This is a genomic window from Clostridium hydrogenum (assembly GCF_021432385.1).
GTDB classification, from domain to species: domain Bacteria; phylum Bacillota; class Clostridia; order Clostridiales; family Clostridiaceae; genus Clostridium_S; species Clostridium_S hydrogenum.
This window is the reverse complement of the sequence record NZ_JAEACT010000002.1, coordinates 500,929-521,197: the sequence shown is the minus strand read 5'-3', so window position 1 is coordinate 521,197 and position 20,269 is coordinate 500,929. Positions and strand designations below refer to the sequence as shown.

Genomic DNA, 20,269 nt, shown 5'->3' with positions numbered 1-20,269 from the left:
GGAAATACAAAAGTCAATATTAAAATGAACTTTATTTCACTTTAGCATTGACTATAGATTTAAGTAATCATAAAATTGAATTATAGAAAAACAAAATGAGGATGATGCAAAATGGAGAAAAAACGAAAAAGGGCTGTGCAAAAAAGAACATTAGAAAATAAGGAAAAACTTATAATTTCTGCTGATAAATTATTTAAGAATAAAGGTTTTTACAATACTAATTCCAAAGAAATAGCTAGTAATGCAGAAGTATCAACAGGAGTGTTTTATAATTATTTTAAAGATAAAATAGATATATTTTTAGAAATTTTTCAGGGGGATTGTGATTATTCTTATAACCTATTAGAAGAGCTTGTTCATAAGACTTTAATAAATACTGAAGCTTCAAGTGAAATTTTTAAAGAATATTTACAGATTGGAATAAAAAGTCTTTATAAAAGTGGACACATATATGAAGAAATAGATAGCTTAAAGAAGGAATACTCTCAATTAGAAACAATATTTCAAAATCACAACGAAAGAGTAAAAAAGCTGCTTAAACCATTTCTTGAAAGTGCTAATAATGATAAAACTTTAGTAGATTTTGAATTAAAGTATGACATATTAATTAATACAATTAAGGGTAATGCTAGTGCTATCACTAGGATTGAGGATGAAAAGTATAGAAATGAGTATGTAGATGGCTTAATAGATATGATTTATAAATTTATAGTTGAAAAATAGTAAACATATGTTCGCATATTATTATGATTTATGTAAATAATAACAATATAAAATTTCTCTTTTAAGTAGGTGATTGCATGGATTATAATAAGATTGAGGATACAGTTTTAAAGAAGGCAATGGATATATTTAAGCAAAGTGCTGTTGACTTTTTCGGTATAGATACGAAGATACTTGGATCAGCAGAAACAGAAATAAAGGATATTCAAATCAATACAAATTTTGTAGATTATCTTTTTTATACTGAAGATGGAAACTACTTGCATTTCGAGTTTCAAACCACGGATAAAAAAGATGATATAAAAAGGTTTTTGTTTTATGATGCTTCGTTGTATTATAAAGAAAAAAGAAAAGTGAAAACAGTAGTTGTATATTCAGCAGACATAGATAATACAGAAACGTTTATAGATGCTGGAACAATAAAATATAGTATTGAAGCAGTTTACATGAAAAAATTAAATGGTGATGAGAAGTTAAAATATATAAGTGAAAAGGTATCAAAAGGAGAAAAGTTAAATCCTAATGATATATTAACGCTAACATTTTTGCCTTTGATGAGTGGGAAAGAGAGTAGGCTTAAAAGAGCATTAGAAAGTATTGAGATTGCAGAAAATATAAAGGATAATGAAAATAAACTTCAGTGCATAAGTATGCTTTATGCGTTAACGGATAAATTTGGAGATGAAATTAGTAAGAAAAAGTTAAAGGAGGTGTTTTCAATGACGGATATAGGTAGAATGATCAGAGAAGAGGGTATTGAAGAAGGAATAGAAAAGGGAAAGGCAGAAGGAAAATCAGAGCTGTTAATTAAATTGCTAGTAAAAAAGTTTAAAAAATTGCCAAAAGAATATATTGATAAAATAAGATCGCTTCCAGAAGAAAATATAGAGATAATAGGAACAGAAATATTTGATTTTGAAAAGGTTTCGGACTTGGAAAAGTACTTTTAAAGAAAAATGCTTTATCGCGTTAAAATTTTGTGTAATTAACGGATTTGTGATTGAACTATTCCTGAAAATCTAGCTTTTTCAGGAATAGTTTTTAGGTGTCAAAATATATAATAGCTAAATATTAATAAAATTTATGAGTTAAGTACATGTAAGAGATGTTGTATGAAATTTAATAGCAATATATTATAGTACAGTTTTAAAAATATAAATGTAAAAATAATTTCTAAAATACCTCTAAAGGAATATATTCATTAATATAGATAGCAGTCTTGAGGAACTTAAATTCCTACAAGACTGCTTTTTAACTTGATTAAGTAAATGATATTCCATAAATTCAAAAATAATGAAATTTTATGATATAATTAATGTTAAAATAAAATCGTTTGTCGGTATGAAACTATATTAAATTTAGTTTTACATTATATGGAGGATATATTACATATGAAAAAGCGTATTGCAAACTTAATTTTTGAAACTAATAGCATTAAAGCATTTATTGTACTAGCTTTAATATTATTTTCTCTTGAATCTAAAATTAAATTCAATATGTTAGGTACTTATATTTATAAAGCAATTATTTATATTTTTATATTTTTATTTATTGTAAGAATGATTAAAAGAGGTATAAATCTGTATAAACTTACTTACTTTAATAATGGATATGATAATGATTCTTTAAAAAGAGCAGATCAATTAGGTGATTTATCAATCATAATTACTCTTATAATATCCCTTTTACAATTAAAGTTCTTCAGTCAATATATGCAAAAAAGTAAGCTAAAAGAATAAAACTATAAATAAAAAACATTACAACAAATGTGGAATTAAATTCAAAATGTAAATAAAACAAGCATTAATTTATTTAGGAGAAATGTAATGAAATATTTATTCTGGAATACTAATAAGCAAAAAGTAAATGAATATTTAAAAGAATTAATTATTAAAGATAGATATGGAATAGTAATTTTAGCAGAATATAATGATAATTTAAAAGAATTGCTAGAAGAATTAGATGATCATAATATTTTAATGTACGAAATTTCTGATATTAATATATGTGAGAGAATAAGAATTATTTCGTGTATAGATAAATTTCAAACTGGTGATTCGGAGGAATACTATACAATAAAAATAATAAAAATATCAGAGGTTGAAAAACAAATAATTTCGGCAGTTCATCTTCCTAGTAAGATGCATGCTGAGGATGCTGATAGAAGGGTTATAATTGAACGAATGAAAAATCATATAGAGTCTATAGAGGAAAAATACGGTACAAAAAATACAATAATTGTAGGAGATTTTAATGCAAACCCTTTTGAAGATTGTATATTAAATGCCGATGGACTTCATGCAGTGTCATCAATTGAAGTAGCAAGTAAAGAAAGTAGAATTGTGAAAAAATTCAAATATAGTTTCTTTTATAATCCTATGTGGAGCAAGTTTGGAGATTTTGATAAAATACCAGGTACATTTTATTATAAAGGGGAATCTAGAATGAGAGAAGAGTTTTGGAACATATGCGATGAAAAACAATTTATTAGAATACTAAAATTTATTTTATCAAGTACTAGAGTAAAGAATTTAATTAAAGGTATATTGGGGTTATCATATAAACAAAAATTTACATTCTAGAAAAAGGTTCCAGATTTCATAGAATAATTATTTAATAAATATTACTATTGTGATGAAATTAAAATAATCACTCATTAGAATGAAAAAATTATGCAAGTAGCTCAAATATACAAGAATGATTTTCAACACAGGTCAAATGGTGTTAGTAAATTAGTATACTTTATATATTGCACTTATTTATAATATCTAAAATATTTCTCGTATAATGTATAAATTTTAGGAAATATAACTAATTATGTTACAATATAAAAAATACAAGGAAAATTAAATTTAATGAAAGGAAGGATATTATTATGGATGAGGAATGGAGTAAATGTCCAAAGTGTGGAACTAAGTACTATTTAAAAAAGGTAAAATATCCTATTAAGGATATTGCTCATGAAATTCAATGTCCAATATGTAATACTACGATTTGTCGAGTTAATAAGGGAACAGATGATTATAATGTTATAACTGAAGAACAATATAAAAGAAATATGGATTATGAAAAGTCTAGACCTGTTTGCCCTCAGTGTGGTTCTAAAATGAAACTAAGAAGTGGACAATATGGAACGTTTTGGGGATGCTCAAACTATCCAAAATGTAGATATACAAAAGATTATGAAAAGTAGGGTTAATATGCATTATATTTAGTATAACATTGATAAAACCTTACTTGCAGTAATATTATAAAACCGTATATTTTAGTCAAAAATAATCAATCTAAAAAGTCATACTCTCACGATGAAATATATGATAAAGATTAATTATACCTTTACATAATATACTCATTTTAAGCACTAACTAAATATTTATATATACTCAATGTTAATAGTATCAATAAAACTATATTTGTATTTTATAATTAAGCATATATAATAATTTGGTAGTATATAAAAATTATTCGGTATGGAGGGTTAATAATTATGAATGTTAAATTGTATTTAAATGGACAACTTGTTGGTGAGGGTAGAATAATAAATTTAGTGGAAGAACAGAGAATGCCAAGTAAACTTAAATTCCCTGGAAAAGTTATAATTAAAATGACAACACAATTAAATAGCAAAATAGCAAATAGTATAATTATTGATAATGACATATCATATAATATTGATTTAGATGATATTTTTGACTATAGCATAGGTAGTGAAATTTCAGGTGATATTTATAGCAAAAGAAAATTATAAATAGTAATAATATATATAATTTTTTTGCAAATCTAAGTTTATAAAGTATAGTTTTAACGAATGCCAACTAATATACAAAGTTGGCATTGGATGAAATGTTAAACAATATGCATTAGTGTATAATTTTTTAAATTATAGTTTGACAATTTTTAGTGTGCCAGCTCCTCTTTTCCGTTCCCCAAGGCTTTCCATAAAAAATCTATAGAGTTTTCTATTTTTTCATCATCACTGTCTTGTGACAAAATATCAATCCACTTATTTCTGATTTCTAGTATTTCAGGGATTATATTCTTTGCTTTAGCGGTTAAGTAAAGTTTATATGCTCGTGCATCTTCTTTATCTTCTTTTTTATTTACATATCCAAGATTTATTAACTTCTTAATAGATTTTGCAGACATAGACTTATCTACGTAAAGTATTCTACTTATCTCGTTTTGATTTATCCCTTCGCATTTACTTAATGAAAGTAAATACGGGTAGGTTGCCATGGATAGGTCAAATTTTTTTAATTCCCTATCAAAATAAGTTTGAGCGCATCTATATAGGCAGCCAGTTAATCCAATTAAATCTAGTGCTTTGTTATCCATAAATTCTCCTTATAATCATCTGTAAATAGTATTTTTATTGCTTTTTAAAATTTTACGCTTTTCTCTTGATGAGTACAAATAGTATATAACTATGCCAGCAAATAATATAATGCTGCAGCTATAAAAAAGAGAAGCTAAGCCAAATTTACCTGCTATTGTTCCACCTATAATTGGGCCTAATCCTTGCCCTGCATCATAGCCAATGAAATAGGTGCTTGTTGCGACGCCTACTCTGCTAGGTCCAAGTTTTTTTACACAGGTAGCTTGCAGTGCTGGTGAAAGTGAGCTTTGTCCGATTCCATAAAAAATTGCCGCCAAAAGTATCATCCAAAGAGATTTAGAACTTCCTAGCAATATTGATGCTATTATTGCCATAATAAAAGCTGGAAATGCTATAATTCCTAGACCTTTTTTATCAAGCACTTTACCTGAAATTGGTCTAATAATGAGAATTACAATAGCATTTACTGTGAAGTAATAACCAATATTTGAAATATGCCTTTCATCACCTATTAAAGCTAAGAAGCTGCCTATAGCTCCGTTCATAAAGGTGAATAAACAAGCAAGAACAGCAAAGATAATTAATCTTTTATCAAAAAAGTCATCAACTTTAATTTGAAGTTTATTTGTAGTTGAAGTTTCATTATTTGGCTTAATGTATGGAATCGTGGTAATAAGAATAACTGCAAGCATGATAATAACACAGGATGCGTAAAATACATATTTAAATCCAAATTTTGATGAGATTTGGAGCCCAAGATTTGGACTTATTGCAGTTGCAAAAATGCAGCCTAATCCCAGAAATCCTATTCCCTCACCTATTCTTTCTTTTGGTATATATGCTGTAGCAAGGGCATTATTTACTGTAACACTCATAGAAAAGGATATACCTTGAACAATTCTAAAGAAAAAAAGTGAGTACATATTAGTTGATAGTCTAAGACCTAATGCAGAAAGGGATAGAAAAATAGTTGAAATAATTAGCAAATTTTTCTTATTAAATTTATCAGTTGCAAATCCAGCAAATGGACGAATAGCAAGGGAGGTAATAGCAAAAACACCTGCAATTAACCCAGCAAGAGACATAGTTGCACCTAAACTAATCGCATATTTAGGCAGTACTGGTGTCATCATAGTAAAACCAATAAAGATAAGTGTATTTATTATTAGCATTAAAATATATGAAGAATTCCACAGTGTTTCTATTTTCGATTCCTTCATTAAAACGTCATCCTTTCTTAATACACATTAATAATGGGCTGTCGCACTAAGATTATTTAATATGTAACTTAAAATTAATACGAACCATTAAATTAGAGTACAGAGTACAGATGACAGAGTACAGAGTACAGTTAAGGATACACATACTAGGGGTTTGGGCGTAAAGCCCATGTAGGTTCTTTAACTTAGTAGAAGTACCTTCAATAGTAGTACAATAAAACTTTGTATATTAATAAATTTACGTTAGGCAAATCTTAAACTTAAATGTTGTCAGCTTCGCTGAAAAACATTGATAATATAGCGATTGCATAAGCAATCAAAAAATAAGTTATAGGATTTTCTGTAGCAAGGCGGAATAAAATCATCCTTCACTGTACACTGTACTCTGTCAGTTGTACTCTGAATTAAATTTCCAAGTTGTATGTCTATAATGGTTCATGAAGCAGCACCTATATTTAACATATGTTCCTATATATACAATATCACAATATAGTTGACCGTTCAACTAAAGTGTGATAGTCTATAGGTGTTAAAAGTTGTTAGATTTCTAACATATTTATAAGAGATGGGAGAAATTATAAATGAAGGAGACAGAAGTAAACCTAGAAACAAAAAAAGGTGAAAAATTATGGAATATTAAGTTTATTAGTTTATTAGCAATTAGTACACTTACATTTTTAGCATTTTATCTTGTTTATCCACTATTATCAAAGTATTCTATAGGATTAGGAGCTTCTTTAAGTATGGCAGGCGTAATTGTAGGCTTGTTTTCACTTACAGCTCTTTTTATAGGACCCTTTGGGGGAATACTTACAGATAGAACAAGTAAAAAGTATGTAATGATAATTGGTACTTTTATAAATGGCATAGCAACCTTAGGGTATAGTTTGTCGCCTAATATTGGATTTTTAATTTTCTTTAGAATACTGCATGGAGCTAGTTTTAGTATTACCAGTGCTACTAGTGTTGCTTGGGCAACGGAGTTTATACCAAAGGAGAGAATGGGAGAAGGCATAGGCTATCTTGGTATTAGTCAAATTATTGCAACTGCCTTTGGTCCTGAAATAGGAATAGAAGCTTCAAGCAGATTTGGGATTTCTAAAACCTTTATGGTATCAGCAGTACTTATAATAGTGGCGGCTTTGTTTATGAATTTTTTGCCTAACAAAAGTAAGTCAATTAAAGAAAATACTGTGACTAAAAAACGTTCTATTCATTTAAAAGATATTATCGCATTTGAAGTATTGCCATTATCTTTCTTTGGTGGCTTATTTTTTATGGGAAATGGTCTTGTTACCTCATTTTTAGTTTTAATGGGAGAACAGCGTAAGATAGCTGGAGTAGGAATGTATTTTGTAGTAAATGCATTGTTTCTTATTTTTACAAGACCTGTGGCTGGAAAGCTGTATGATAAAAAAGGTCTTGCAACTGTTTTATATCCTGCCTTATTGTGTGCTATTATGGAAGCTTTACTTCTCGGTCATGGAAGTGTTCTTTGGATGATAATATTGGCTGCAATTTTTAAAGCATTCGGACAAGGATTTGCTCAACCTGCGCTGCAAGCAGAATGTTTTCATAAAATGGGTAGTGAAAAAAGAGGATTAGCTTCAAGTACATTTTTTATTGGTGCCAATGTCGGACAAGGATTAGGACCTTTAGTAGGGGGAGTTGTTGCTTCTAACCTCGGATATGACTGGGTATTTAATTTTAGTGCTTTAATTCTAGTATTTGGAATTGTATGTTATACAATATACAATAGAACAGAGCAGAGAGTAAAGAGTAGAGAGTAGAGTGAAGGATGATTTTTCTCCGCTGTTGCTGCGGAAAATCTAAAACTTAATACTTGTGCATGATATAAAAATATATAGAATTTGTTTGGATAAAGTAATGATTAAAATTGCTTTATCTATTTTTTTTAATGAAATTTTAATATTCCATATAAGTTCCTTTTATCTTATACTGTTATTATTTAAGCATAGATGAATTACGCAAAGTGGGTGAAAAAAATGTGGTTAAACAAAATCAAAAATAAAAAGCTTCAGATGTTTTTGATTGGACTTGTTGTTCTTGTGAGTTCTTTGATGCTAACGGCAGCTTTGGGAATAATTATAAGTGTAGATAAACCTATGAGTGAACTTATTAAGGATACGAACGCACCAACGCTATATGCAATTGTACCAGGAGTTAATGATCTAGACAGACAAGCTTTAAATGCAAAAAAAGTTTTTGAGAAAAATGCAGAGGTTAAAAAGGTTGCCATTGCAGAAAGGGTAAAAGTTATTAGGTCTAAAATTATGGACAATAATAAGGAAATTAAATTGTCTACAAAATTTTTTATGACATATAAAGATGGAGAATTTGGAAGCTTAAAGTTTTTAAAGGGTGGCAGCAGTCTTCAAGATGGTCAGTGTTTTATAACTTCAATAATTGCACAAACTTATAAATTATCACTTGGAGATTACATTACAATTGAAAATCCAGATAGTAAAACAAAACTTAAAATAACAGGAATATATTCCGATGCGTATAGTGTTTCAAGCTTTATGGATGTTGATAGATTTTATGTAAGTAAAAATCAGCTTCAAAGTATATATGGAATCCCTGTGAAGCTAGTTACGGTGTACGCAAGAGATGGTGGAAGCTGTGACAACATAGTTAAATATTATAGAAAAAATACTAATATTCAAATACCTATTTCTTTAGTTGATATAAACAGGGCAAAGATAAGTGCTGAAATTATGAATGAAATAATAGGAGCTTTTGTATGTGCTTTTGCAATTATAATACTTTTAGTGTCGGCAGTTGTTATACGAGCATCTATATTGGATAGTATAGCAAAAGAATATAAAACTATTGGAGTTTATAAGGCTATAGGTTATTCTGCTAATACAATAATGAATATTTATATGAAAGCTTATAGTTTTATAGTTATAATCTTTGCTGTTATTGGTTCATTTTTAGCAAGTTTTTTTATAAATGCTATGCTTAGTAGTAATTTTAAGGTTTATGGAGAAAAGTTTAATACATTTGAAGTTGTGCCAATAATAGTTACTTTAGCATTTGTAATAATTTTAATGTTAAGCAGTATTTATGGTGTGATAAAAAGAACAAAAAATATATCACCAGTAGAAGTATTTAGGATAGGAATGCCAGTTAATAATAAAAAGGGGACTACCTTAAAAATAATAGAAACGAAATTTACTCCAATAAGTCAGGCGCTTAGAAAAATATTTTATTATAAAAAATTATCTATAATATTATTTTTAGTATTATTTGTTTGCTCTTATGTAGTAGCTTTCTCTGTTATAAACTATAGCGATCTTTCTAAGTTATCTGAAAAAACCAGCTTTTGGTTTGGTCTTGATAACGCACAGTATAGAATAAGGATAAAGAACACGAAAAAGACACCAGATATTTTAGAGTGGATTAAAAAGAATGATAAAATAAAAAATTACGTGGATGGGACCTTCCAATATGCAAAAATTGTAATATCAAAAGATGAACTAGATGGTGAGGGCAGTCTTATAAGTGAGGTCTATGACACCTATGATAATGCTATAAAAGAAGAGGTTGTAGAAGGAAGAAATCCCAAAAATGAAAATGAGATAGCAGTTAGTAAAAAAGTGATGGAAAAGACCCATAAAAAACTAGGTGATTATATTAAAGTTTATATTAGTGGTGAAGAGAAAAATCTTTTGATAGTTGGAGATTACCAATCTATGATGTATATGGGTATGAATGTGAGAGTTCTTAAAAGTACAGTAAAGTCTGCAGATAAAAGTTATGTTAGTGATGCAATAAGCTTTAATCTCAAGAATTCTAAAGACTATGACAGCTTTAAAAAAATATTGAAAAATAGGTTTGGAAGCGCTATAGATGTGGAAAAAAGTATAGAAAGCTTTAGCTCCATGTTAAGCGGTTCTTTGGTTCCAATGAAGGCGGCGCTTACTCCTTTTATGATAATGATAGTTGTGGTTGGAGCAATAAATGTGTTTTCGATTATTTTACTAATGAATATAAATAGCAGAAGAGAGTTTTGTGTGTATAAAGCGATAGGTTACAGTACACCTGATCTTATAAAGGGAAACCTATTTTATGTTTTAATATTGGCAGTAATAGCTTCAATTATATGTATTCCGGTATTTTCTATTACTTTCTGCAAAATTATGAATTTAATTATGAGTACCTTTGGAATATATAATTATCCTGCAGATATAAAGCCAGAGTTATTGGCAGTAGGGTTAATAGCATCTATTTTTGTTTATGTACTTTGTACCTTAATATCGTCACTATCCATTGGAAAGGTAAGGGTTCAGGAGCTTAATGAGGAATAGGAGGAATTTTGAATGAAAGAAGTAATAATAGAAACAAAAGGTCTTTGCAAAAGCTTTGATACGGACGGCGAAAATTATAATGTGATTAAGAATATGGATCTAAAAATATATAAAGGTGATTTTACTGTAATAATGGGAAGCTCGGGCTCAGGTAAATCAACTTTAATGTACCTCTTAAGTGGTATGGATAATGCTACCATAGGTGAAGTTAAAATGCTAGACAAGGATTAAAAAAAAATAGATAAAAAGGAAATGGACAAAATAAGAAGAGAGAAGCTTTCTTTTGTATTTCAGGGAATAAACTTGATTAATGATTTAAATATATATGAAAATATAGCGGCTCCAACTTATAAGATGAAAAGGGACAAAAATGAGTTAAGACAAACTATAGATAAATTATTAAATGCATTTGAATTGAAAGAGCATGAAAGCAAGTATCCATCACAGCTTTCTGGCGGCCAAAAGCAAAGAGTTGCTATATGTAGAGCGCTTATAAATAAGCCAGAGGTGATTTTTGCAGATGAACCTACGGGAGCATTAAATTCCTCCAGTGGACAGGAAGTACTTGATATACTTTCAAAGATTAATAATGAAGGACAATCAATTGTAATGGTAACTCATGATGCTAAAGCAGCTTGCAGAGCAAATAGGCTACTCTACATTAAAGATGGAAGAATTGATGGAGAACTTAATATGCCCAAATATACTAGCATGGGACAAGAAGAAAGAAAAGAAGAAGTGTTTAGCTTTCTTGAGAGTAAAGGCTGGTAACCTATGTTATAATTAAGGGAAAAAGTGGGGGTTGTATTATGTCCAATGAGAGAATTTTAATTGTTGATGATGAGGTTGATTTAGCAAGGATAGAAGAAAAGTATCTAACTAAAGAGGGCTTTCAGGTTAGTACGGCAAATGACGGTAAGGAAGCTTTGGATATATTTAAAAGTTTTAAGCCCCATTTGGTGATTTTGGATATAATGCTTCCAAAGCTAGATGGCATGGAAGTGTGCAGGATAATAAGAAGTGAGTCAAAAGTACCTGTAATTATGTTATCGGCTAAAGACGGTGATTTGGACAAAGTTTTAAGCCTTGGCTTGGGTGCAGATGATTATATTACAAAACCTTTTAGTCCATTTGAACTAGTAGCTAGAGTTAAGGCGCATATAAGAAGATACCAAGATTTTAATACAGGAGTTTCAGAAGAGGCACAAAACATTATTAAAATAAAAGCTTTAGAAATAAACACAGCATCCTATGATGTTTCTATAAATGGAGAGTTTTTATCTTTAACCTCTAAAGAATTTGAAATGCTCACACTTTTATGCAGAAATCCGAACCAAGTGTTGTCAAAGGAACAAATATATGAAAAGGTTTGGGGTTTTAATGAGTACGGGGAAATCAGCGCTGTTGCAGTATATATTAATAGGTTAAGGGACAAAATGGGTAAGTTTGGAGCTAATTATATAAAAACTGTTAGAGGGGTTGGGTATAAGCTTGAGGCATAGTGATAATAAGAGTATTGCTAAGTTAATAAACATTTTTATTATAGCCATAATTACTTTAGAAGTCTTAGCTATTGCTTTGACTTTTACTTTTTATCCAAATGAAGATGAAAGCCTTTATTATAATAAAACTAGGCTTATTTGTGCGCAAAAAATTCAAAAAGTTGAAGAAAGCTTTGCTAGTGGGCAGAGCAATTTTACAACTTGGAAATATCCTTATGTGGTGCTTAACAATAAAGGCGAAGTGTTATATGCTTCAGGAAGCTTAAATATAGGCAAAAGTCAAAGCTTGGAAAGTTTTCTTCAGTTTGATAATAGTTCAGCGATCAAATATAAGGGCTATATTAAAAGTAGTTTTCCAATTGTTATTAATGGTGAAAATAAAGGTTTTTTTGTGGCTTTCATAAAACATACGGATCTTGAAGAAAATTCATTATTTAAGCGAAAATTAATCACTTTAACTCCAGAGGTGATAATGCTTGTAATATTATCTTTGCTTTTATTATGCTTTAAAATTTTTGTAAGCAAAAAAGTACTAAAACCAATAAAAAAAATAACACAAAGTTCAAATGACATTATAGAAGGAAAGTTTGATAATTATGTTACTTATAATAGCGAAGATGAAGTTGGAGACTTGTCCTATGCCTTTGAACTTATGCGTGATGAATTAGGTGATCATATTAAAAAAGAGGAGAACATTAAAAAGTCCGAAAAAGAAGTAATAGCAGCAATTTCTCATGATATAAAAACACCGCTGTCATCAATTAAGGCATATGTAGAGGCGATTAGAGATGGTATGGCAGAAACGCTGGAAGAAAAAGAGGAATATACCTCTATAATTTTAAAAAAAATAGATACTTTAAATAGTCTGGTTAGCGATTTACTTGAACAATCAAAAGCAGATTTGGAAGTGCTAACAATTAGAAAGAAAGAAGTATCTATAAAGCCATTTTTACAAAAGTTAATAGAAGAAATAGATTTAGAACTTAAGAGTAAAAATATAGAGTTTATATGGGACAAAGGTATTCCAGAGGGAATTATAAATGTAGATAATATAAGAATATATCAGGCAGTTTTTAATCTTATAAGCAATTCAATGAAATATGGCAAGGGTAATTTAACAATAAGTTTTAAATCGTATATAGAAAATAGATATCTATTTATTTGCATTGAAGATAATGGAATAGGCATATCACCAGAAGATATGCCTTATATATTCAATAAATTTTACAGAGGAGACAAGTCCAGAAATTCACGTATACAAGGTTCAGGGTTAGGACTTTCAACCTGCAAGTATATTGTAGAAAAACATGGAGGAGAAATTTATTGCAAAAGCTTAAAAGATAATGGAAGTACCTTTTATTTTACTATTCCGTTAGAGTAGAGAGAAACAATATAAAACATTAAAATTGTAATTTAATTAAAAATATTAACGTTTAGATAGCATAGAAGTTACAAAGTTAACTATATCATTAATGGTTTCTCTATCACCTAAGTCATTGTAATATTTGATAAATTGAAATATCACAACATTGTTTATAGGCAATAGTTCAAGAGAAATTATTTCAATCAATTGATTTTTTAAATCATTCACTTCATCTGTACAATTAGTAGTTATAGCTATACTTAAAAGCTTTTCAAAAGCTGAGATTATAACGTCTACATCTTTATATTTTTTGGCTTTACTTAAAGCCTTGTTAAAGTATATTTTGCTCATTTCAAATTTATTTATAGTGTAATATCCCAATCCAATAAGATTATATATCTCAGAAGAATAAATTTTGTTTTCTAATTTGTCATATTCTTTTAAATAAAAGATAGATTTATCAATATATTCTTTGAGCTTTTGGCTATCCTTTATTTTTATATATACTTCAATTATATTGCATAATGTGACAAGATGAAGTTCCACATTATCCTCAGTCAATTCTAATATTTTTCTGTGTATTTGTAGGGCATCTATAAAAAATTTTTTTTCGCTAAGACAATTGGCTTTAAAAATCAAGATGCTTATTTTTTCTGCAGAATCTGAATTTAAATTTTCTTTAAAAGTATTTTCTATTTCATCAATTGTTCTTAAGGCGGAATTATAATCCTTTAAATTTTTATAAGCTTTTATGGTGTTGAATTTTAATTTGTATTCTTTATCTTTTGGAAGATTAGGCATATAGATATATGCTAATTTAACAAAATCTAGCATTTCTTTGTATTTTTTTAAATGATTGCAGTAATAAGTGATTTTAATAATCAAGTCTATTAATTCGGGGTTGTTGAACAAATCATTATAATTTTCAAAAGCTCTTAAAGAATAGAGGTATGCCTTATAAAAATCACGACAATCATCAAATATATCACTTAGTTTTAAATATATTGTTAATTTTTTATCCCTCAATTTATATGCATCTAGCAACTTTTGTATTTCAATGAGACTTGTTTCAAATTCATCTTCAAGTATTTTCGTAGGATTTGAATTCAATAATTTAATAAAATCATCACATATTTTTTTTGCTTGAATTTCATCTGATTCAAGCAAATATTCTAAAGTAACATCACAATCTATAGATTTTTTTTCGCATAATATATGAATATTTTTAAGTAGTATTTCAGCTGTGTTTTTCGTTAGCCCAGCTTTGTTAGTTTCAATCATGCTTATCATGTTTCGTGTAAGCTCATTCCCACTTAATTCATATTGCTTTATCTTATATTTTTTTCTTATATCTTTAAGCTTTTCGCCAGCTGTAATAACTTTAGTATTCATGATACTTTCTCCTTTAATTGAAATTTCTTATCTAATTATATCATAGTTAATAAAAATAAAAAACATAAAAGTAAATAATATATATTTACTTTAAAAAAGTTAAGTGATATAATAAGGTAAAACAAATCAAAGTTTACTTTATTAAACAAATTTACCTAAAAGGCTACAATTAATAAAAGAGGGGGCAATGTGATGAAAAAATCAGCAAAAATAATAATTATAGGGTTAAGTGCATTGTTGGTATTAAATATTGGGGCAAAAAATATTAGTAATGCAAATAAAAACAATCAACAAAAGTATGCATTAACTAATATATATATTAGTGACTCTATTGATCCAGAAATTAAAAAATAAAAAAGTAAATAAAAATTATTTACTTTTTAAAAAAAACATGATATTATTACATACAAGCAAAACAACTAAGCAAGTGGGTGAGAAAGTGTATGATATATTAACCGTATATTTAGAAAATGGATTACGAGTGGTTATGCATAAAATACCAGCTGTTAAGACGATGGCATGTGGTGTTTGGGTAAAGCAAGGAAGTAAGCATGAAGATGATGAGACTAATGGATTATCACATTTGTTAGAACATCTTATGATTAATATAAACAACTATGATAACAAAAGATTTAAAAATTTAATTGACGAAACTTCATATGAAGGTGTTGTTTATAATGCAGGTACCACAAAAGAAACTACCAGCTACTATTTTACAGGATTAACTAGAACTTTAGGAAAATGCATAGAAACTTTGTCAAGTATAGTTATGGACAATAAGACTTTTTCAAAAGAATTATTTGAGAATGAAAAAAAAGTTGTAACACAGGAAACTGTATCTTTTTATTCTTCGTTTAATCAAATAAAAGAAAGAACTAGTCAAGCACTTTGGGGAAATACAGGTATAGGTAGAATAATAGTTGGAAATATCGAAAATATAAAAAAAGCTAAGCTAGAGGATATAGAAAAAATAATAGATGAAACATACACACCAGAAAATACAACATTAGTTGTTATAGGTGGAATTGATTATGAAGAAACATTAGAAATGATTGAAGAAAGTTTTTCACCATGGAGTGATAAGAGTACTAGAAAATATAAAGAAATTGTAGATAGTGATCCTGGCATATATTTTAATTCAGTGAATAACGGGAAAAGTTCAGCTTTATCAATAGGATTTAGACTTCCATCATACAACCATGAAGACAGGCTTAGCATAGAGGTTTTATCAACTATATTGGGTAATCCTACTATGGAATCAAGGTTATGCCAGGAGATTCGTCAGAAGAGAGGACTAGCATACAACTTGGGAGCTTTTACTAATTTTTATGAAGATAGAGGAACGCTTGGGTTTATGGCTGTATGTGCTCATGAATCAGTAGAAGAGATAGTAAAAATTATGACAAATGAATTTTTAAGAATAAAAGAAAAAGGTTTTGATGATATAGAAGTTGATAGAGCGAAACGAATTCTTGAAACAAGAACTTTATTAGATATAGATAACATAGTGGCGCATTTAAAGTTTTTGGGTAAATGCTCATCTTACGGAAAGTCGTTTTCATTAGAGCAAGAAGTTCGAAATATTAAGCATGTTTCAAAAGAAAATGTGTACAGAGTTGCAACAGAAATATTTAATGAAAACAATATTGGACTAGCGGCTATTGGAAAATTCGATATAGATGCACTAGTTCCGTTACTTAAAATGAATTAGGGAAAGGAGATGATTCTATGGCTGATATGCCTTGCATAAATGAAGTAGCACTTATTAATGAGGATGATAAATTTAAAAAGGATATTGTTAACGGAAAGGCTTTAGACATATTATTGATTCTTTTGTCAGGCGCTAAAACAATAAAAGAAATTTCTAGAGATTTGAATACTCCTAGTTTTTCTACTCAATTATATGTTAAGCGATTGGTTGATGCAAAGCTTATTAAAGTAACAGATGTAAGAATAATTGATGGTAAGGTAGAAAAAACATATAAATTGGCATCGACGGATATTGAAATATTGAATTATGTAAAAAATAATTGTGAATCAAGTAATGATAAAGAAAATATTGAATTATCTGCGCAGCATTTTGCATCTTTGACAAGGGATATTATAAGGAATATACCTGACTATGAGCAAAAGCCTCATAAAATAAAAGCATATTTTATAAAAGCTGATGAAGAAACAATGGTGAATTTTAAAAAAGATTTAGAAGAATTATTTGAAAAATATCAAGCCTTAGAAAATTTAGAGGCTGATGAAACTTATGGATTTATAAGTGCATTAGCACCATATAAATTAGGATAATATTTTCACTAAAATTTAAAAGTTAGTAATGATATATTAAAAAGATGGCACTTTAAGGAGGTGATTGGATGTGGGACAGGATAAAAAGAACAAAAATCGTAAAGTTAAACAGGATGAGAATTTAAATGATTTAGATATTCAAGATACTTCATTAGATACTGAAGTTGATGAGGAAAGCAATGGAATAGGATATGAGATTTTAACAATAAAAGTAACAGGAAAATCTTAGCTTGTTAATTATTATTAATTAAAAATAAATAAATATTATTTTAGGAGGAATTTATTATGGCAAAGGAAATTAAAGTTACAAAGGAACAAGTTAAAGTTGAAGAAGGAAAGGTGTATATCAATTCAGCAGAATTAGCCAATGCTATACAAAATGAAGAATTGGATCTTTCAGCTGAAGAGGAAGCAGGACTTAATTTTTGTGTAGTAATATCTACTAAATAAAGTTTGAGTTTTGTATAGTAATAAAGTAAACAGCTTGATATATATGCGGATTTTCGCATATATATCAAGCTGTGTAAGGAGAAAACTATGAAGGAGTCTAAATATAATATAATTTTAGATGTAAATGATAAGAAATCATTACTTTATAATATTTTAACGCGAAAATATTTAGTATTTAATAATTTGGAAAAAGAACAGATTAAAGGGATATTAAAAAAATTAAAACATGATAAATTTGAATTAAAAGAAGCTGAATACATAAAAAAAATGATTAAAATAGGAGCAGCAGTTTCAGATGAGCTTGATGAAATAAGCAGGCTTAGTTTTTTATATAATAAACAAAAATTTCAACAAGATACCGCAACGTTAGTTATTCAAACGACGCTTAATTGTAATTTTAGATGTGTATATTGCTATGAAGAACATAAAAATGAAAATTTGACAGATGAGGTTTCAAATAAAATTACTAATTTAGTAAAAGATAAGTGTAAAAAAATAAGTAAACTGAAGATTGCATGGTTTGGTGGAGAACCTATGTTACAATTTAATAAAATTGTTGAATTAACAAAAATATTTAAGGAAATATGTGATGAAAACAATTGTGAGTATGAAGCTAGAATGACTAGCAACGGTTATTTGTTTAATGATAAAAATATAAGTATGTTAAATGATTTATCAATTAAAAATATTCAGATTACATTAGATGGTACAAAATATTATCACGATAAAAAAAGGCCTCTTGCTAATGGAGAGGGAACTTTTGAAAAAGTAGTAAAGAATTTTGTGAAATTGTTACAAGAAAATATTAATTTAAATTTGAGAATAAATCTTGATGAAAATAATTATATAAGTATAGTTGAGTTATTTGATATAATTCCTGAAAAGTATAGAAGGAATGTTAACATTCAGATTGTAAATGTATTTCAAAACAAAGAAAATTTAAATTGTTATAATTTGTATAAATTGGCTATAGAAAAAGGATATATGTATTCGGATAAGGTGAATAGATTAGTAAAGTGTGAAGCAAGTACACCAAATGCTATTACTATTGATCCAAAAGGAAATTTGACTTTTTGCTCTATGGCAGGTGAACAAGGATTGTATTTTGGAAGCATAGGAGATAAGAAAAATATAAATTTTACTGATCAGTCTTTATATTATAAATTTCATAGTATGTCACCATTTGATAATAAAGCATGCAGAGAGTGCATAGAGTTACCTATGTGTATGGACGGTTGTAAATTGAGTAGATTTAAAAATTCTAATATATGCATTGCTAAAGCTAAAGGAGGCATGACATTAGAAGATAGAATTAAGCTTCATTATTATAGTGATATTATAAATAATAAAGGAGAAATAGTATGAATGTAAAACTGTTAAAACAAAAGGATTTTTCCTTGTTAATGTTAGGATCAATTATATCTAATATAGGAACGTTAATGCAGGATTTTGCTTTGTCATTATATGTACTTAAAATTACAGGTTCAGGAACGAAGTTTGCTTCGGTATTAGCTGTAACTTTAATACCTCAATTATTGCTTGGACCATTTATGGGCGTATTTGCAGATAGGTTTGATAGAAAAAAGATAATAATTGTTTTGAATTTTATAAGTGGTATAACTGTTGGCATAACTGCAATTATGTTTAAATTATATGGAACTTTAAGTTTACCATATATTTATGGATTAGTTATTATATTATCTTTAATATCACTTTTATATTCTCCTGCTATAGGAGCAATACTTCCTTCAATTGTAAAAAAAGAAGAATTACTTGATGCTAACTCTTTAAAAACGGCTATTTATAGCGTAAGCTCAATAATTGCACCTTTACTTGCAGGTCTTATATTTGGATTATACGGTTTGTCTATAATATTAATTTTAAACTCTATAAGTTTTATATTTTCAGCTTTTTGTCAAATGCTTATAGATATACCAAAAAACGAAACTAATTATTCAAGTTTTTCTGGCAAGGAATTTTTAAATGAATTTACTACTGGATTAAAGTTTACTACTAGTAAAAAATCTATTCTTGCTATAATATTTGTTGGACTAATTATAAACTTTGCTATGTCTCCTTTATGTGAAATAGGTTTTCCTTATATTGTGAAGAATCTATTTAAATGCAATGATTTTCAATATGGAATATTTCAAGCAATACTCTTAGGTGGTATGGTTATAGCACCTTTTATATGCACATCGCTTTTTAAAAATCTATCATTTGAAAAAGTTATTTCTAGAAATACGATAATTGTTGGAGGGGTTATTGCTATAGTAGCAGTTATAGTATCTCCTTTATATACAAGTTTATTTAAATCTAGTTTTGTACCTTATATTACATTAGCATTATTATCATTGGTAATAGTAGTTTTAATGACAGCTATTAATATTTTTGTTGGTACTATGTTTCAAAACGAGGTGCCAATTGATATGATGGGTAGAGTTGGTTCAGTGATGAATACAGTATGTATGGCTGCAATGCCAGTAGGGCAAATGTTATTTGGAGTTCTGCTTGATACTGTACCTGTATATTTAGTTGTTTTTGCGGCTAGTTTAGTACTTGCTTTTTCATCTTTTGTATATAGAAGACTAACTTATGTTAAAGAAGATAAGGTGAATGCTGCAGTAGAAGAAAATTAATTATGAAATAAA

Annotated in this window: 20 protein-coding genes and 1 pseudogene; 18 read left to right on the top strand and 3 right to left on the bottom strand. The window is 28.2% G+C overall.

Annotation, left to right across the window (positions count from 1 at the left end):
* The first annotated feature begins 111 nt into the window (after nt 1-111).
* The 6 genes from CUEA01_RS02435 to CUEA01_RS02410 all read left to right on the top strand — a co-directional run bounded on the left by CUEA01_RS02435 (nt 112) and on the right by CUEA01_RS02410 (nt 4,471).
* A complete protein-coding gene (locus CUEA01_RS02435; RefSeq protein ID WP_234117540.1) occupies nt 112-723 on the top strand; it encodes a TetR/AcrR family transcriptional regulator in 612 nt (203 codons plus the stop codon).
* Between the two features lie 77 nt (nt 724-800).
* The gene (locus CUEA01_RS02430; RefSeq protein WP_234117539.1) at nt 801-1,673 is read left to right on the top strand and encodes a DUF4351 domain-containing protein; all 873 of its coding nucleotides are present in this window, start codon (nt 801-803) and stop codon (nt 1,671-1,673) included.
* A 441-nt stretch (nt 1,674-2,114) separates the two neighbouring features.
* Entirely contained in the window at nt 2,115-2,462 is a 348-nt protein-coding gene (locus tag CUEA01_RS02425) for a hypothetical protein (protein ID WP_234117538.1), read from the top strand.
* Between the two features lie 87 nt (nt 2,463-2,549).
* Nucleotides 2,550-3,305: an exonuclease/endonuclease/phosphatase family protein gene (locus tag CUEA01_RS02420; RefSeq protein ID WP_234117537.1), complete on the top strand. Its 756-nt coding sequence runs from the start codon at nt 2,550-2,552 to the stop codon at nt 3,303-3,305.
* Nucleotides 3,306-3,598: 293 nt separating this feature from the next.
* On the top strand, nt 3,599-3,916 hold the full coding sequence (locus CUEA01_RS02415; RefSeq protein ID WP_234117536.1) for a topoisomerase DNA-binding C4 zinc finger domain-containing protein: 318 nt from the start codon (nt 3,599-3,601) through the stop codon (nt 3,914-3,916).
* 294 nt (nt 3,917-4,210) lie between these two features.
* Nucleotides 4,211-4,471: a hypothetical protein gene (locus tag CUEA01_RS02410; RefSeq protein WP_234117535.1), complete on the top strand. Its 261-nt coding sequence runs from the start codon at nt 4,211-4,213 to the stop codon at nt 4,469-4,471.
* Nucleotides 4,472-4,620: 149 nt separating this feature from the next.
* On the opposite strand, the gene CUEA01_RS02405 is transcribed toward CUEA01_RS02410, so the two are convergent.
* Complete coding sequence (locus CUEA01_RS02405) at nt 4,621-5,058, bottom strand: MarR family winged helix-turn-helix transcriptional regulator (protein WP_234117534.1); 438 nt, start codon at nt 5,056-5,058, stop codon at nt 4,621-4,623.
* Between the two features lie 15 nt (nt 5,059-5,073).
* Complete coding sequence (locus CUEA01_RS02400) at nt 5,074-6,279, bottom strand: MFS transporter (protein WP_234117533.1); 1,206 nt, start codon at nt 6,277-6,279, stop codon at nt 5,074-5,076.
* A 581-nt stretch (nt 6,280-6,860) separates the two neighbouring features.
* On the opposite strand from CUEA01_RS02400, the gene CUEA01_RS02395 reads away from it, so the two are divergent.
* The 5 genes and pseudogenes from CUEA01_RS02395 (at nt 6,861) to CUEA01_RS02375 (ending at nt 13,496) form a co-directional block, all read left to right on the top strand.
* Nucleotides 6,861-8,069 carry an MFS transporter gene (locus CUEA01_RS02395; protein ID WP_234117532.1) on the top strand — a complete coding sequence of 403 codons (1,209 nt, stop codon included), beginning with the start codon at nt 6,861-6,863 and terminating at the stop codon, nt 8,067-8,069.
* Between the two features lie 216 nt (nt 8,070-8,285).
* On the top strand, nt 8,286-10,613 hold the full coding sequence (locus CUEA01_RS02390) for an ABC transporter permease (protein WP_234117531.1): 2,328 nt from the start codon (nt 8,286-8,288) through the stop codon (nt 10,611-10,613).
* A gap of 12 nt (nt 10,614-10,625) precedes the next feature.
* Nucleotides 10,626-11,384 (top strand): annotated as a pseudogene (locus CUEA01_RS02385) (ABC transporter ATP-binding protein).
* A 38-nt stretch (nt 11,385-11,422) separates the two neighbouring features.
* Nucleotides 11,423-12,115, top strand: coding sequence for a response regulator transcription factor (locus CUEA01_RS02380; RefSeq protein WP_234117530.1), 693 nt, complete (start codon nt 11,423-11,425; stop codon nt 12,113-12,115).
* On the top strand, nt 12,105-13,496 hold the full coding sequence (locus CUEA01_RS02375; RefSeq protein WP_234117529.1) for a HAMP domain-containing sensor histidine kinase: 1,392 nt from the start codon (nt 12,105-12,107) through the stop codon (nt 13,494-13,496). Before CUEA01_RS02380 ends, CUEA01_RS02375 begins: the two co-directional genes overlap by 11 nt.
* A gap of 45 nt (nt 13,497-13,541) precedes the next feature.
* Here CUEA01_RS02375 and CUEA01_RS02370 read toward each other — a convergent pair whose 3' ends face one another.
* Nucleotides 13,542-14,870: a helix-turn-helix domain-containing protein gene (locus tag CUEA01_RS02370; protein WP_234117528.1), complete on the bottom strand. Its 1,329-nt coding sequence runs from the start codon at nt 14,868-14,870 to the stop codon at nt 13,542-13,544.
* A 192-nt stretch (nt 14,871-15,062) separates the two neighbouring features.
* Between CUEA01_RS02370 and CUEA01_RS02365 the strand changes: the two genes are divergently transcribed.
* The 7 genes from CUEA01_RS02365 (at nt 15,063) to CUEA01_RS02335 (ending at nt 20,257) form a co-directional block, all read left to right on the top strand.
* Entirely contained in the window at nt 15,063-15,224 is a 162-nt protein-coding gene (locus tag CUEA01_RS02365) for a hypothetical protein (protein WP_234117527.1), read from the top strand.
* Nucleotides 15,225-15,309: 85 nt separating this feature from the next.
* Entirely contained in the window at nt 15,310-16,581 is a 1,272-nt protein-coding gene (locus tag CUEA01_RS02360) for a M16 family metallopeptidase (RefSeq protein WP_234117526.1), read from the top strand.
* A 17-nt stretch (nt 16,582-16,598) separates the two neighbouring features.
* Nucleotides 16,599-17,168: a hypothetical protein gene (locus CUEA01_RS02355; RefSeq protein ID WP_234117525.1), complete on the top strand. Its 570-nt coding sequence runs from the start codon at nt 16,599-16,601 to the stop codon at nt 17,166-17,168.
* Nucleotides 17,169-17,238: 70 nt separating this feature from the next.
* Nucleotides 17,239-17,397: a hypothetical protein gene (locus tag CUEA01_RS02350; protein ID WP_234117524.1), complete on the top strand. Its 159-nt coding sequence runs from the start codon at nt 17,239-17,241 to the stop codon at nt 17,395-17,397.
* Between the two features lie 56 nt (nt 17,398-17,453).
* Nucleotides 17,454-17,618 (top strand): hypothetical protein, encoded by a 165-nt coding sequence (locus CUEA01_RS02345; protein ID WP_234117523.1) that lies wholly within the window; start codon nt 17,454-17,456, stop codon nt 17,616-17,618.
* 87 nt (nt 17,619-17,705) lie between these two features.
* Nucleotides 17,706-18,983: a radical SAM/SPASM domain-containing protein gene (locus tag CUEA01_RS02340; protein ID WP_234117522.1), complete on the top strand. Its 1,278-nt coding sequence runs from the start codon at nt 17,706-17,708 to the stop codon at nt 18,981-18,983.
* Complete coding sequence (locus CUEA01_RS02335; RefSeq protein WP_234117521.1) at nt 18,980-20,257, top strand: MFS transporter; 1,278 nt, start codon at nt 18,980-18,982, stop codon at nt 20,255-20,257. The genes CUEA01_RS02340 and CUEA01_RS02335 overlap by 4 nt, the downstream gene beginning before the upstream one ends.
* Nucleotides 20,258-20,269 lie beyond the last annotated feature (12 nt).

Bases quoted from the DNA above. Each gene is read 5' to 3' on its own strand.
- CUEA01_RS02365 (WP_234117527.1), top strand. From the start codon at position 15,063: ATGAAAAAATCAGCAAAAATAATAATTATAGGGTTAAGTGCATTGTTG.
- CUEA01_RS02395 (WP_234117532.1), top strand. From the start codon at position 6,861: ATGAAGGAGACAGAAGTAAACCTAGAAACAAAAAAAGGTGAAAAATTA.
- CUEA01_RS02415 (WP_234117536.1), top strand. From the start codon at position 3,599: ATGGATGAGGAATGGAGTAAATGTCCAAAGTGTGGAACTAAGTACTAT.
- CUEA01_RS02435 (WP_234117540.1), top strand. From the start codon at position 112: ATGGAGAAAAAACGAAAAAGGGCTGTGCAAAAAAGAACATTAGAAAAT.
- CUEA01_RS02400 (WP_234117533.1), bottom strand. From the start codon at position 6,279: ATGAAGGAATCGAAAATAGAAACACTGTGGAATTCTTCATATATTTTA.
- CUEA01_RS02380 (WP_234117530.1), top strand. From the start codon at position 11,423: ATGTCCAATGAGAGAATTTTAATTGTTGATGATGAGGTTGATTTAGCA.
- CUEA01_RS02335 (WP_234117521.1), top strand. From the start codon at position 18,980: ATGAATGTAAAACTGTTAAAACAAAAGGATTTTTCCTTGTTAATGTTA.
- CUEA01_RS02425 (WP_234117538.1), top strand. From the start codon at position 2,115: ATGAAAAAGCGTATTGCAAACTTAATTTTTGAAACTAATAGCATTAAA.
- CUEA01_RS02370 (WP_234117528.1), bottom strand. From the start codon at position 14,870: ATGAATACTAAAGTTATTACAGCTGGCGAAAAGCTTAAAGATATAAGA.
- CUEA01_RS02340 (WP_234117522.1), top strand. From the start codon at position 17,706: ATGAAGGAGTCTAAATATAATATAATTTTAGATGTAAATGATAAGAAA.
- CUEA01_RS02410 (WP_234117535.1), top strand. From the start codon at position 4,211: ATGAATGTTAAATTGTATTTAAATGGACAACTTGTTGGTGAGGGTAGA.
- CUEA01_RS02420 (WP_234117537.1), top strand. From the start codon at position 2,550: ATGAAATATTTATTCTGGAATACTAATAAGCAAAAAGTAAATGAATAT.
- CUEA01_RS02405 (WP_234117534.1), bottom strand. From the start codon at position 5,058: ATGGATAACAAAGCACTAGATTTAATTGGATTAACTGGCTGCCTATAT.
- CUEA01_RS02345 (WP_234117523.1), top strand. From the start codon at position 17,454: ATGGCAAAGGAAATTAAAGTTACAAAGGAACAAGTTAAAGTTGAAGAA.
- CUEA01_RS02390 (WP_234117531.1), top strand. From the start codon at position 8,286: ATGTGGTTAAACAAAATCAAAAATAAAAAGCTTCAGATGTTTTTGATT.
- CUEA01_RS02355 (WP_234117525.1), top strand. From the start codon at position 16,599: ATGGCTGATATGCCTTGCATAAATGAAGTAGCACTTATTAATGAGGAT.
- CUEA01_RS02430 (WP_234117539.1), top strand. From the start codon at position 801: ATGGATTATAATAAGATTGAGGATACAGTTTTAAAGAAGGCAATGGAT.